The sequence below is a fragment of the Sulfitobacter sp. GN1-4 genome (assembly GCF_055693825.1).
Genome location: NZ_JBVFUQ010000003.1, coordinates 1,351,851 through 1,365,726, shown reverse-complemented (window position 1 = coordinate 1,365,726; position 13,876 = coordinate 1,351,851). Strand labels below are relative to the sequence as shown.

The following is a 13,876-nucleotide window of genomic DNA, read 5'->3' as shown; positions in this document are numbered from 1 at the left end:
CCTTCGCCTCAGCATGTTAACTTTTTCAGGAAAGCAACTGCCAAGGGCGAGGGACAAATGACCGCACGGCGACTGATCGCAGCTTTGTCTGTCTTGCTAAGCCTGGCCTTTGCGGCCTCGCCCTTTCTGGTGCAGGATTTCAACGGGTTTGACCCCAACCAATTCCCGATCCCGCAAGAAGATCCACCTGTGCAGCCCGCAGGCTATGCCTTTGCCATCTGGGGCGTGATCTATGGCTGGTTGATCCTGGGCCTGGGCTGGGGACTGGTCAAAGCGCCCAACGACGGGCAGTGGCACGACATGCGCAAACCGCTCTGCGTCTCACTTGCCATCGGCACCATCTGGCTTGCCGTGGCCGTGGCCAGCCCGATCTGGGCCTCTGTGTTGATCTGGGCCATGCTGCTGAGCGCGCTGGCCGCGCTGATCGTGGCCCCCGTCGCAAATCAGACCTGGGCCGCCTGGCCCGTCGGGCTTTATGCCGGATGGCTGTCGGGGGCGTCTTGCGTGTCGCTGGGCCTGCTGGCTGCGGGCTATGGGTGGCTGGATGAGGTGACGGCGGCGATGATTTTTGTGGCGCTTGCGGTGCTGATCGGTGCCTTCGTGCAAGGCAGCCTCAGGCGAACGCCGACCTACGGGATCGCTGTGATCTGGGCGCTGGTGGGCGTTGTCGTGCAGAACCTCGAAACCACGCCGATCGTGGCATACGTGGCAGCGGGCGGTGCTGTGATCATCGCCCTGCCCACCCTGCGCGCGTTTCGCGGCTGAGTTTTTCAAAACTCAGGTCCGACGTCTTGCAAGACGTCGGGGCAAAGCCCTTAAAGGCTTTGCCTCACTTCCGCCGCCCATCGGTGTGCTTGCGCAGCTTTGACGGCTGCGCCTTTTTGCGCCCCTTATAGGGGTTGGCGTCATTCTGCCCACGCATCCATAACCGAATGGGCGTACCCGGCATGTCGAAATCCAGCCGCAGACCATTCACCAGGTAGCGGTTATAGCTGTCGGGCACTTTGTCAGGATGGCTGCACATCACCACAAAACCGGGGGGCCGCGTTTTGGCCTGGGTCATGTAGCGCAGCTTGATCCGCTTGCCTTGCGGCGCGGGCGGCGGATGCGCTTCCATCATGCCTGACAGCCAGCGGTTCAGCTGCGCAGTCGATACACGGCGGTTCCAGACCTCATAGGCACGCATGATCGCCTCGTGCAGCCGGTCAAGGCCCCGGCCCGTCTTGGCCGATACGGTGATCAACGGCGCGCCACGCAACTGGGGCAAAAGCCGCTCAAAAGCCTCTTTCAGGGCTTTGAGTTTGCCTTGTCGGTCTTCCTCAATGTCCCATTTGTTCACGGCCACCACCACGGCACGCCCCTCGCGTTCCGCCAAATCGGCAATGCGCAGGTCCTGCTGTTCAAAGGGGATTTCCGCATCCAAAAGCACGATGACAACTTCGGCAAATTTGACCGCCCGCAGCCCGTCAGACACGCTCAATTTCTCAAGCTTTTCCTGCACCTTGGCCTTCTTGCGCATGCCTGCGGTGTCAAAGATCCGCATCGGCACCTCATGCCATTCGGTGCGCAAAGATATCGCATCTCGGGTGATCCCCGCCTCTGGTCCCGTCAGCAGGCGGTCTTCGCCCAGGATCTGATTGATCAGCGTCGATTTACCCGCGTTTGGCCGCCCAACCACCGCCACTTGCAGTGGCTTGGCCGCAGTTGGCATCGGGATGGCTTCAAGATCTTCTTCGGCGTCTGCCTCTTCCTCAGACAGGTCAACATCTGTCTCTGGCGCATCTTCGGCAGCTTTCTCGGCATATGAATCCGCCAGCGGCATCAGCGCATTATAAAGGTCTGTCAGACCCTCACCATGCTCAGCCGACAGGCTGATGGGATCGCCCAGACCCAGACTATAGGCCTCCATCGCCCCCGCCTCGCCCGCTTTGCCTTCGGCCTTGTTGGCCGCCAGGATCACGTGATCGGCGCGCTTGCGCAGGATATCGGCAAAAAGCTCATCCGAGGGCGTGATGCCTGTGCGCGCGTCCACCATGAACAAGCAGATGTCGGCCATATCCACCGCACGCTCGGTCAGCCGCCGCATCCGCCCTTGCAGGCTGTCGTCGGTGACCTCTTCCAACCCGGCGGTATCAATCACGGTAAAGCGCAGGTCCGCCAGCCGTGCCGCCCCTTCGCGCAGGTCGCGCGTCACACCGGGCTGGTCATCGACCAGCGCCAGGCGTTTGCCCACAAGGCGGTTGAACAGCGTGGATTTGCCCACATTCGGGCGCCCCACGATGGCGAGGGTAAAGGACATGTCATTGGCTCCAACGCCCCAGCCGGGGCAGAACAGACCGCGCGTTTAGACCATTTCGCGCTTAACGGAAAGCCAGCAAATCACCCTTGCGCGAAACCACATAGAGCGTCCCGCCCGCCACGACGGGGGCGGTTGTCGCTCCGCCGGGGATTTCTGCGGTCGCCGTCAGGGTGCCATCTTGGGGATCATAGCTGCGCAACACGCCATCGCCTGAGGCGACGATCACCCGCCCACCTGCAACAACCGGGCCATGGTGCGGGACCACTTCGGACTGGCGGCGCGGTTTTCTTTCACGAAGTTTGGAAGGGGCACGCCCCAGATCCGGCTGCCGTCACTGGCGTCCAGCCGCAACACTTCGTTCAAATCGCTGATCGCAAAGACAGATCCCCCCGCAGGCCAAACCGGAGAGGTCGCCCCATCCGGCGCGCTCCACAGCCGCTCCCCATTGCTGAGCGACAGCGCAGACAGGCTGCCCGATTGGTTTGACACAAAGACCCGGTCGCCTGAGATCACAGGCGGGCTGGTCACATCAATGATCGACGACAGCGCGCGTCCGGGCCGCTTGCCCACCACAGAGCTGGTCCATCGGGGCAGACCGCCACGGCGGAACACCGCCTGAATTTCACCTGAGCCAAAGGCAAAGATCGCCAACTGACCTGTCAACGCAGGGGCGGGTGCGCCCAACACGTTGTTCAAGCTGGTGCTGCCACCGGTTTGCCAGGCCACCCGCCCGCTGTCTTTTTCGACAGCCCAGCCAGTATCGTCCCCTGCGGTGACATAGACCAGATCGCCAAAGACCGTGGGCGTGCCAGAACCTGACGCATCCAGATCCTGTGTCCAGCGAAGCGCCCCAGATGTCACATCCAAGGCGGCCAGAACGCCGTAACCCACAGAGACATAAAGCGTATCGCCCTCAACAGCCAACCCGCCACCCGAGGCTTGACCTTCGCGGTCGCTCGCCGGGGTCAGATCTGTGGTCCACAAGGTTTGGCCAGAGGTAGAGGTCGCTGCAACCTGTGCGCCTGCATCCAGCGTAAAGACCCGGCCGTCTGACACAACGGGGTCTGCGGTGATGCGGAACTTGCGGCTGTCACCTGCACCAATCTTGGCCGACCAGGCAAGCTGCGGTGCGGCGCGCAGCGCTGGATGCGCCACCCGGTAGCTGGGCGTGCCAATCTCATGGGTCCAGCTGGCGTTGGTTTTCGCAGCCCCCAGCGCAATCGGCACGGACCGGTTTTCCACCTCAGGGCTGCGCACGAAAGACGCTGCAAGGGCGGGATCCTGCACCAAAGCGCCCACGTCTTCACGTGGCCCGGGCAAAAAGGTTTGCTTTTCATCACATGCGCTTAGCAGCAGCGCGGATGCGACAAGGCCCATAAGCCACACGCGTTTGCCAAAAGGTGCCTCTAGGATCATGGCCTGCTCACTTCTTTGTTTCACGCAACACGACGGAACCCGTTGGTCGATGCGCTTCAATTACCCTCTGCGTCACCGCTTTGCCCGCCCAAACACGGGACATTGGCCAGCTCTGGCTCTCCGCCCAGCGCCACAATCACCTGTAGGGCGCGCTGTTGCAAGTCTGGGCTGACCTCGGCGTCAGATAAGATGGCCTGATAGCGGTCGATGGCCGATTGTGTCTCGCCCACTTCGATGTCGATCAAGGCCATCTGCTCACTTGCCAGCATGCGCATGGTATGGCCCGGTTGCATCATGATCTCCAAGGCTTGGCGGCGGGTCTCAACCGGTGCGTCAGGCCCTTGCAGCGTGATCGCCTTGAACTGTGCCAACTGGCGGTAAATCTCGGGCACGTCACCATTCACGGCCAGGGCATTCAACGTCTCAACAGCTGCGGCATCCTCGCCTGCGTTGGCCTGCTCCGCCGCGGTCAGCAGTTGCAACACAGCCGCCGCGGTGGCGCTGCCCGGCTCAATTTCTGCCAGCGCTGCGGCCCGTGCGGCCTCATCATCGTTTTGCAAAGCAGCCAACAGGCTGTCGCCCAGCGCCTGCGCTGCCGCTTGACTTTGGCTTTTGCGGTATTCAGAAAACGCGGCCCCGCCCACGATCAAGATGATCGCCAGCACCGCAATCCAACCGTAGCGGCGCAGATAGCCATAAAGCTGATCCCGCCGGACCTCTTCATTGACCTCTTCAACAAAGCTGTCTGTGTTGCTCATGAACGCGCCCCTGGCTTGCACAATTTCGCCCCTCATACCCCGCCCCCGAGGCCAAGCCAAGGCCCTCATATGCAGCGGTCTTGCTTAGGAATTACGCAGAATGCTCTCGCAGGCAAAAAAAGTTACCATCTAAACTAGTCAGTTCACTTTTTTGACACTACATACCCCTCAGAAGCCTGGCCGGGTGGCGCAGGCTGCGACACAACGAGGTCTCTCATGCGCTTGTTTTCGATTTTGGCAGCACTGGCAGTGGCAGCTCTGCTTGCTCTTTCCATTCTGGCACGTCCCCAGTTGATGGCCCTTTTTGGCGCATCGCCGGAAACACCGACGGCGGAGGTGATTGAGGCTCAGGCGCCAGAGGTGGCCGAAGCACCCGAAAACACCGGCGATCTGGTCAAGGTGCAGGTCCGCAAGGTGGTGGGCCAACAGGTCGACAGCGCGGTGATCCTGCGCGGCGAAACGGAGGCCGCGCGCCAGGTTGATGTCCGCTCAGAAACCTCGGCGATCGTGGTGTCAGAACCTTTGCGCAAAGGCGCGCGGATCACCGAAGGCGACGCCATGTGCGTGTTGGATCCCGGCACCCGTGGCGCTGCATTGGATGAAGCACGCGCGCGCCTGTCCGAGGCGGAATCCCGCGTGCCTGAGGCTGAGGCCCGCCTGTCAGAAGCGCAAGCCCGGCTGGAAGAAGCCCGGATCAATCAAAACGCAGCCTCCCGTCTGAGCGAGGATGGATTTGCATCCCAAACGCGTCTGGCCTCCGCTGATGCGGCTGAGGCTGCCGCACAGGCTGGCGTCAGCAGCGCCACCGCAGGCCTGCGCGCGGCACGCTCCGGCATTCAAGCCGCCACCGCCGCTGTGGCCAGCGCTGAAAAAGAGATTGAGCGTTTGACCATCTCCGCCCCGTTCAGCGGGCTGTTGGAAAGCGATACGGCGGAGCTGGGCAGCCTCCTGCAGCCCGGATCGCTCTGCGCGACCATCATCCAGCTGGACCCGATCAAGCTGGTGGCTTTCGTTCCAGAAACTGAGGTGCAAAAAGTGTCAGAAGGTGCCACCGCCGGGGCGCGGCTGGCCGCTGGCGGCGGAGAAGTCGTGGGCAAGGTCACCTTCCTGTCCCGCTCAGCCGATCCGCAAACCCGCACCTTCCGGGTTGAGATTGCGGTGCCGAACGCTGATCTGGCCATCCGTGACGGTCAAACAGCCGAAATCGCCATTTCCTCTGCCGGGGTGAAGGCACATCTGATCCCACAATCCGCGATGACCCTGAACGACGAAGGCACGCTTGGCGTTCGCCTGGTCGATGACAGCGCCATCGTGTCATTCGCGCCCATCGGCGTGATGCGTGACACCCGCAACGGCATCTGGGTCACCGGCCTGCCCGAAACCGCCAATGTGATTGTCGTGGGCCAGGAATATGTCACCGCCGGCGTCAAGGTCGCCCCAACCTGGGAAGAGGTCACACAATGAGCGGTATCGTCGATTGGGCCGCCGGCCGTGCCCGCATGGTGCTGGCCTTTATCCTGCTGAGCCTTGTGGTCGGCGGATATGCCTATTCCACCCTGCCAAAAGAGGGCGAGCCGGACATTGAAATCCCTGCCCTCTTCGTCTCCGTCCAATTCCCCGGCATCTCAGCCGAGGACAGTGAGACATTGCTGGTCAAACCGATGGAGACCGAACTTGCCGATCTCGACGGGTTGAAAACCATGACCGGCACCGCCGCTGAAAACTATGCGGGCGTGGTGCTGGAGTTTGAGTTTGGCTGGAACAAAAGCCAGATCATGGCCGACGTGCGCGATGCAATGTCGACGGCGGAATCGCAGTTCCCGGATGGGTATGAGAAATACTCCATCAACGAATTCAACTTCTCCGAATTCCCCATCATCATCGTCAATCTCACCGGTCCCGTGCCCGAACGCACAATGGCCCAGGTGGCCCGCGATTTGCAGGACCAGATCGAAGGTCTTGATGCGGTGCTTGAGGCTGGCTTGGCAGGCACGCGCGATGAAATGCTTGAGGTTGTGATCGACCCTTTGCGGCTTGAGGCCTACAACGTCACCGCAGGTGAGCTGATCAATGTCGTTCAAAACAACAACCAACTGATTGCCGCGGGCGAGATTGAAGGCGAACAAGGTGCCTTTGCCGTCAAAATCCCCTCTTCTTTCGATGAAGCGCGCGATGTCTATGCGCTGCCCGTAAAAACCAACGGCGACCGTGTTGTCACCCTAGGCGATCTGGCTGAGATCAACCTCACCTTCGAAGACCGCGTGGGCACGGCGCGCTTTAACGGCGAAAAAACGCTGGCCCTGCAGGTTGTCAAACGCAAGGGTTTCAACCTCATCGACACCTCCACCCAGGTCAAAGAGATTGTTGAAGCCAGTGCCGCAGACTGGCCCGAAGGGCTGCAGGCGGCGGTCACCTTGGGCACGTCCAATGACCAAAGCCGCGTCGTGAACTCCATGGTGCAGCAGCTTTTGGGCTCCGTCTTTACGGCCATTGCCTTGGTGATGATCGTGGTCCTTGCCGCCCTTGGCATCCGTGCGGCCCTCTTGGTGGGCTTTGCGATCCCAACCTCTTTCCTGCTGTGCTTTGCCTTTCTGGCGCTCATGGGCATTTCGGTGTCCAACATCGTGATGTTCGGCCTCATCCTTGCGGTGGGCATGTTGGTGGACGGCGCGATTGTGGTGGTGGAATACGCCGATGCCCGTCAACAACAGGGCGAAGGCCCGATGCAGGCCTATGTCTCAGCCGCCAAGCGCATGTTCTGGCCCATCATTTCGTCCACGGCGACCACGCTCTGCGCCTTCTTGCCGATGCTGTTCTGGCCCGGCGTGCCGGGTGAGTTCATGGGGATGTTGCCTGTGACGCTTATCTTCGTGCTCTCCGCCTCTTTGGTGGTGGCGCTGATCTATCTGCCCGTGATGGGCGGTGTGACCGGCCGGCTTGAGCGTTGGATGGCCGATTGGATGGAGGCCATCGCGGGTTTGCGGTGGTATCTGCACATCCTCATCTTCCCGCTGGCGGTCGCGATGATCTTTATCCCGATGGCCGTGATGCCGCCCGTCTTTGGCGTCATCTCAGCCCAGTTCGCGGTGATGGATGGCTACAACATTCTGGGATCGGTTATCCCAACCTTTGTGACCGTGTTCCTTTGCGTGGTGGTGCTGGCCGCGGTGCTTTCCATCGGCTTGGGCGGTGGCATGATCGCGATGCTGGCCTTCTTTGCGGTCTTCACACGCGCAGGCAAAGGCGGGCGCTGGCTCACCTCCAAGCTTTTCCGCACCACGCCTGAGCGCATTGAAGCAGGCTACCGCCGCAACGGCTTTGGCCGGCTGATCGCCTTTATCGTGGGCAATCCGGTCATGCCTTTGGTGCTGGCCGGTGTGGTCTTTGTCTTTGTGGGCACGGTGATGATCTTCTTTGGGAACAACTCCAAAGGGGTCGAGTTCTTTGTGGAATCTGAGCCCGAACAGGCCATTGTCTATGTGCTGGCGCGCGGCAACATGTCGTTGGAGGAAAAAGACCACATTCTCGAACGTGCCGAGACCTTTGTGCTGGCCCATCCCGGCATCCAGACCGTGTTTTCCTTTGCAGGCGAAGGCGGGCTGAACTCCAACACCGGCGGCGCGCAGGCCCCCAAGGATACGATTGGCCAGATCCAGATCGAAACCATCCCCTGGGAAGACCGGCCCAACAAGAGCGAGCCGTGGTTCACCATCCCGCTCCTCAACGCGCAGATCACACGCGAAACCCAAGATACCGCCTTTGACGGCGACGTGATCCTAGCAGAGCTGACAGAAGAGCTGTCGGACATTCCGGGCATCAAGATCGAGATCCTGCAACTGGACCGTGGCCCGGCCTCGGGCAAGCCGGTGCACCTGCGGCTCAAGTCCGATAACTATGACGATCTGGTGGCCGCAACCATCGCGGCCCGCGCCCAGTTCGAAGCTACCCCCGGTCTGACCCTCATCGAAGACACCCGCCCCCTGCCCGGCATTGACTGGCAGATTGATGTGGATGTCGAAAAAGCGGGCCGCTACGGCGCAGACGTGGTGACCGTTGGGGCCATGGTGCAGCTTGTGACACGGGGCATCTTGCTTGACACTATGCGTGTCGACAGCTCGGATGAAGAGATTGAGATCCGCGTGCGCCTGCCCGAAGAGGACCGCGTGCTCAGCACGCTTGATAACCTCAAGGTGCGCACGCCCGATGGGCTGATCCCGCTCAGCAACTTCATCACCCGCACGCCCGTGCCCAAGCTGGCCGAGATCAACCGTGTGGACCAAAAACGCTATCTTGACGTGAAGGCGGATGTGGCCCCCGGCCTGATGAAAGTGGCCAGTGTGGCACGCGTGGATGGGGTGGACGTCCTGACGTCCCTGGGCACATTGCGCCCTGCGGGCAATGACAGCGATGTCGTCTCGCCCGATGGGGTGCCCTATAAGATCACCGAACTTACCGCCGAGGCCGACGGCATCGACATCGCCGGTGGGGTCGAGATCCGGTGAGCTGCGCCTGGTGCCGATCAACCCCAACGAACGCATTGCTGAGCTGACCAACTGGCTGGATGAAAGCCCCTTCCCGCTGGGTGTCACAACCGAATGGACCGGCGATCAGGAAGACCAGGCCGAAAGCCAGGCCTTCCTCAGCTCTGCCTTCACAGCAGCGCTGGGGCTGATGTTCATCATCCTGCTGGCGCAGTTTAACTCGTTCTATAATGCCATTCTGGTGCTTTTGGCGGTGGTGTTGTCCACAACCGGTGTGCTGATCGGTATGCTTGTGATGGATCAGACATTCTCCATCATCATGACAGGCACCGGCATTGTGGCCTTGGCGGGGATTGTGGTGAACAACAACATCATCCTGATTGACACCTACCAGGAATACGAACGCTACATGCCCCGGATCGAGGCGATCATTCGCACCGCGCAGGCGCGCATCCGCCCGGTGCTGTTGACCACCATCACAACGATGGCGGGGCTGGCCCCGATGATGTTTGGCCTCTCGCTCAACTTCGCCGAAGGCGGCTATTCCATCGACAGCCCCACCGCCCTGTGGTGGAAACAGCTGGCCACGGCTGTGGTCTTTGGCCTTGGCATCGCAACCGTGCTGACGCTGATGGTGACACCGTCGATGTTGGCGATCCGCGTCTGGGCCACCACATATGTCCGCTGGATCGCGCGGCTTCTGGCGCGCATGTCGCTGGGCCGGGCCTCTCGTGCGGCGCGGGACTGGGCGTTGCAGCGCGATGCGCGGCGTCTGGGCGAAGGGGAACTGGTCTGGGACCCGGATGAACCCTTTGTCGCTGCGGCGAATAGCGGCCCGGCCGCGACCCCCGCAGCCACACCAGCGGAATAACACCTATCAAGCAGATGTGAGGGGCCCGCCCCTCGCATCTGCGGGTGAGGGGGCTAGGATCACGGGGGTAACCTGAAAGGAAGCCCACCATGATCCGTAACGCCCTTGCCGCCACAGCGATGACAGCCGCCCTCGCCCTGCCTGCCGCTGCAGAAAAGATCAGCAAAACCAGCCCGCATTCCGTCGCGGTGACCATGGACCGTCTTGCCGCTGCGGTTGAGGGCGCGGGGGCCACCGTTTTTGCCCGTGTCGATCACGCGGCTGGTGCGGCCTCAGTGGATATGGACCTGCGCCCGACGCAGCTGCTGATCTTTGGCAATCCGAAACTTGGCACACCGGCGATGCTTGATGGGCAAACCGCAGGGCTTGATCTGCCCATGCGCGTGCTGGCCTATGCGGATGCCGACGGTACGGTGCACCTGACCTACCATGCGCCTGCCACGTTTGCGCAAACCCACGGTCTGCCCGCAGATGCCAAATACATTCAAATGATGACCGGCGCGCTGGACAAGCTCACCTCAAAAGCGGTGGCCGCGGAATAGCGCGGCGGCCTCACCGCCCACGCCAAGCGGCGTCAGCTGTCGTCTTCGGCCTGCTGACGCTGCCACAACTGCGCATACCGCCCTTCCAGCGCCAGCAACTCATCATGCCGACCCTGTTCCACCACGTTGCCCTGCTCCAGCACAACGATCCTGTCGGCTTCGGCAACCGTGCTCAGCCGGTGCGCAATCGTCAGCACCGTGCGCCCCTGCCCTGCCCGCGCCAAAGCCTCTTGGATCTCACGCTCCGTGTCGCTGTCCAGGGCTGATGTCGCTTCATCCAGCAACAGGATCGGCGGGTTCTTCAGCAAGGTGCGCGCGATGCCGACGCGCTGTTTTTCGCCCCCCGACAGCTTTAATCCACGCTCGCCCACCGTTGTCTCATAGCCCTGCGGCAGCCCCATGATGAAATCATGGATTTGCGCGTCACGTGCGGCGGCCTCAATATCTTCCTGACGCGCCTCATCGCGGCCATAGCCGATGTTGTAGCCAATCGTGTCGTTAAACAGCACCGTATCCTGCGGCACCACGCCAATCGCGCGGTGCAAGCTCATCTGCGCCACATCCCGCACGTCCTGGCCGTCAATCTTCAGCGCACCGGCCCCCACATCATAGAACCGGAACAAAAGCCGCCCGATCGTGGACTTGCCCGACCCCGTTGAGCCAACAATCGCCACGGTTTCGCCCGGCTGCGCCTCAAGGCTCACCCCTTTGAGGATCTCGCGGTCCGCATCATAGCCAAAGCGCACGTTCTCAAGCGTCACCCGCCCGCCCGTCACCTTCAGGTCCGGCGCGCCCGGCTTGTCGCTGATCTCGGCTGGTTGTTCGAGCAGGCCAAACATCTCACCCATATCCACCAGTGCCTGACGGATTTCGCGGTACACCGTCCCGAGGAAATTCAGCGGCACCGTGATCTGGATCATATAGGCGTTCACCATCACGAAATCGCCCACCGTCAGGGTGCCATTCTGCACCCCGATGGCCGCCATAACCATCACAGCCACCAGGCCGCCCGTAATGATCAGCGACTGGCCAAAGTTCAAAAACGCAAGGCTCATGCTGGTCTTGATCGCCGCGTCCTCATAGCTGGCCATGGCATTGTCATACCGCTGGGCCTCCCGCTCTTCGGCGGCGAAGTATTTGACCGTTTCATAGTTCAGCAGGCTATCGATGGCCTTTTGGTTCGCGTCCGTATCCGCCGCGTTCATCTGACGGCGCTGCCGCACCCGCCATTCGGTGACCGAAAAGGTGAACCAGACATAAAGCCCAATGGTGACCGCCACGACCAACAGATAGGTCGCATCAAACATGATCGTCAGGATCACGCCGATCATCACCAATTCCAGGATCAGCGGCCCGATGCTGAAAAGCAAGAACCGCAGCAGGAATTCAACACCCTTAACGCCCCGCTCAATAATCCGGCTGAGCCCGCCGGTCTTGCGGGTGATGTGATAGCGCATGGACAGCCGGTGGATATGTTGGAACGTCTCCAGCGCAAGCATGCGCAGCGCCCGTTGCCCTACGCGGGCAAAGATCGCATCCCTAAGCTGTTGAAACCCAACAGACATCAGCCGCGCCATGCCGTAAGCCACCGTTAGACCAATCGCCCCAAGTGCCACCATCGGCACCCCGTCGCCCGCCAGAGCATCCACCGCATCGCGGTAGAAAAGCGGCGTGGTCACCGCAACGAGCTTTGAGACAAAGAGTGCGGCCAGCGCCAAAACCACCCGCCGTTTGACCCACGGCATATCTGCGGGCCAAAGGTAGGGGGCCACCTTGCGCAGCACCAAAAAGCCCGATTGCCGTTCTTCGTCGGCAATGCGTTCAGCTTCGGTTTTCTCAGCTTCGGTGGTGTCTTTGGATGGGCTTGGGGTCTGCGTCGTGTCAGCGGCCATAACGGCTCCGTCGTGTTTCGCAGCTACATAGCGCGCCACAGGGGTAGATGCCAGTCAGCAGACACAGCACCCGCGCGCGCACCCAGAAAAACCCCCAAAGGTCTCACCGGTTTATCCGCAGGCGTTTGACAAAACCCGGCGGGTTTAGTCCGGCAGGTCAAAGATCTGACCGGGGTAGATCAAATCGGGGTTGCGGATCGCTGCGCGGTTGGCCTCAAAGACGCGCACGTAAAGCTGGCCGTCCCCATAGCGTTCGCGCGCAATCGCCCACAGCGTGGCACCTTGCTGAACGGTGATGGCCTTGATGGGGCCGTCCTGACCTTCGACCGCTGCGGCCAGCACCTCTGGCGCTTCGCGCTTAAAGGGGGTTTCCACCCGGCTGGTCACTTTGCCGTCCTCGGCCACTTCGTCCACGCGCAGGGTGTAGACACCTTCATCCACGTTCGGCAGCTCTCCGCGCCAACGCCCCTGTTCATCGACGGGCAGGTCAACCACGGAATCATTGTCGAGATAGACGCGCACCGCAGAGGCCTCAGATTGCGCCCGCCCGGCCAGTTCAACATCCCCACCGTCCGAATAGCTGATCGTATCCAGTGCAACGTTGTCCATCACCTCTGGCGGCTTGGTGTTCAAAAGCTCAACGCCCTCAGCGGTGGATTTCAGCACGGCCACCGCTGTGCTCTCAGGCTCTTGCGCCGGTGTTTGCGTGTCTGGCTTAGGTGCCGCATCGGCCACCGCCACGCTTTCCTCTTGCGTGACAGACGTGACCGTTACCGCATCGTCCTGAGCTGTAACCGTTTCCGTTTCCGCCTCCGCCGTCTGGGCGTCTTGCGACACTTCGGGAACAGTGGCCACTTCGGCCGGCGCTGTCTCCGTCGCAGCCACCGCAGCCGTTTCCTCAACAGCTGCCGTATCTTCTGAAGCGGTCTCCGCCACAACGGGTGCATCCTCTATGGCTGCCGAGGCGGTGTCTTGGGCCGTATCCTCTTGGGCGACCTCCTCTTGAGCAGCATCCTCTGTCGGTGCCACCTCAGCCGTCTCAACCGGTGCCGCGAGAGGGGCCAAAATAATCTCACCGTCCGAGGCTTGCTCGCCGCCTTCGGCGCGCTGCAGCAGGGTCAGCACATGGGCCTCACCGTCAGGCGGGATCAGCGCAATCATCGCGAAGGCGCCTGAGGCATCCACTTTGGCCTGCGCAACTTCGGTGCCGTTCTGCAGCACCCAGACATCCGCGCCCGGCACACCCTGACCGGCAATCACCGTCACGCCGTCCGCTTCGCGGCGGACCTCATCAAAGCTGGGGTTGGCGGGCAATGGCGCGGGCGCGGCCTCTTCCACTACATCTGTTTCAGCGGCTACCGCTGGCGCGGTCTCTTCCACCACGTCCGTTTCAGCGGCTACCGTCGGTGCGGCCTCTGACACCGTGTCATCGGGCTGCACGGCGGCAACCTCTTGCACCGCTGGCGCCTGCGCCCGGTTGGTCGACACCCAATAGCCCGCCGCAACCAAGGCCAAACAAACACCGCCCGCAGCAATCATGCCACTGGTGCCGCTCAGACCTGCCAAGATATTGCGCATCGTCACCTTCCCGTTAGATTGAGCCTTATTAACAAGCAG

At 61.6% G+C, this 13,876-nt stretch carries 11 protein-coding genes; 5 read left to right on the top strand and 6 right to left on the bottom strand.

All coding sequences use genetic code 11. The features are described from left to right. Positions 1-57: 57 nt before the first annotated feature. Positions 58-765 carry a hypothetical protein gene (locus tag ACZ1HM_RS07170; protein WP_472742161.1) on the top strand — a complete coding sequence of 236 codons (708 nt, stop codon included), beginning with the start codon at positions 58-60 and terminating at the stop codon, positions 763-765. A gap of 64 nt (positions 766-829) precedes the next feature. Here ACZ1HM_RS07170 and der read toward each other — a convergent pair whose 3' ends face one another. From der to ACZ1HM_RS07150, 4 genes are all read right to left on the bottom strand, one after another. Continuing rightward, positions 830-2,299 (bottom strand): ribosome biogenesis GTPase Der, encoded by a 1,470-nt coding sequence (der, locus tag ACZ1HM_RS07165; protein ID WP_472742160.1) that lies wholly within the window; start codon positions 2,297-2,299, stop codon positions 830-832. Positions 2,300-2,360: 61 nt separating this feature from the next. Beyond that, positions 2,361-2,525 carry a hypothetical protein gene (locus ACZ1HM_RS07160; RefSeq protein ID WP_472742159.1) on the bottom strand — a complete coding sequence of 55 codons (165 nt, stop codon included), beginning with the start codon at positions 2,523-2,525 and terminating at the stop codon, positions 2,361-2,363. Continuing rightward, positions 2,522-3,715, bottom strand: coding sequence for a PQQ-binding-like beta-propeller repeat protein (locus ACZ1HM_RS07155; RefSeq protein WP_472742158.1), 1,194 nt, complete (start codon positions 3,713-3,715; stop codon positions 2,522-2,524). Before ACZ1HM_RS07155 ends, ACZ1HM_RS07160 begins: the two co-directional genes overlap by 4 nt. 56 nt (positions 3,716-3,771) lie before the next feature. Continuing rightward, positions 3,772-4,473, bottom strand: a complete 702-nt coding sequence (locus ACZ1HM_RS07150) for a hypothetical protein (protein ID WP_472742157.1) — start codon at positions 4,471-4,473, stop codon at positions 3,772-3,774. A gap of 216 nt (positions 4,474-4,689) precedes the next feature. Here ACZ1HM_RS07150 and ACZ1HM_RS07145 point away from each other — a divergent pair, with 216 nt between their 5' ends. The 4 genes from ACZ1HM_RS07145 (at position 4,690) to ACZ1HM_RS07130 (ending at position 10,367) form a co-directional block, all read left to right on the top strand. Continuing rightward, on the top strand, positions 4,690-5,937 hold the full coding sequence (locus ACZ1HM_RS07145) for an efflux RND transporter periplasmic adaptor subunit (RefSeq protein WP_472742156.1): 1,248 nt from the start codon (positions 4,690-4,692) through the stop codon (positions 5,935-5,937). Next, positions 5,934-8,975 carry an efflux RND transporter permease subunit gene (locus ACZ1HM_RS07140; RefSeq protein WP_472742155.1) on the top strand — a complete coding sequence of 1,014 codons (3,042 nt, stop codon included), beginning with the start codon at positions 5,934-5,936 and terminating at the stop codon, positions 8,973-8,975. Before ACZ1HM_RS07145 ends, ACZ1HM_RS07140 begins: the two co-directional genes overlap by 4 nt. Beyond that, the gene (locus tag ACZ1HM_RS07135) at positions 8,956-9,825 is read left to right on the top strand and encodes an efflux RND transporter permease subunit (protein WP_472742154.1); all 870 of its coding nucleotides are present in this window, start codon (positions 8,956-8,958) and stop codon (positions 9,823-9,825) included. Before ACZ1HM_RS07140 ends, ACZ1HM_RS07135 begins: the two co-directional genes overlap by 20 nt. A gap of 89 nt (positions 9,826-9,914) precedes the next feature. Next, positions 9,915-10,367, top strand: a complete 453-nt coding sequence (locus ACZ1HM_RS07130) for a DUF302 domain-containing protein (protein ID WP_472742153.1) — start codon at positions 9,915-9,917, stop codon at positions 10,365-10,367. 32 nt (positions 10,368-10,399) lie between these two features. Here the strand turns inward: ACZ1HM_RS07130 and ACZ1HM_RS07125 are convergent, their stop codons facing one another. Then, positions 10,400-12,259, bottom strand: coding sequence for an ABCB family ABC transporter ATP-binding protein/permease (locus ACZ1HM_RS07125; protein ID WP_472742152.1), 1,860 nt, complete (start codon positions 12,257-12,259; stop codon positions 10,400-10,402). A 144-nt stretch (positions 12,260-12,403) separates the two neighbouring features. Further along, complete coding sequence (locus tag ACZ1HM_RS07120) at positions 12,404-13,837, bottom strand: LysM peptidoglycan-binding domain-containing protein (protein WP_472742151.1); 1,434 nt, start codon at positions 13,835-13,837, stop codon at positions 12,404-12,406. Positions 13,838-13,876 lie beyond the last annotated feature (39 nt).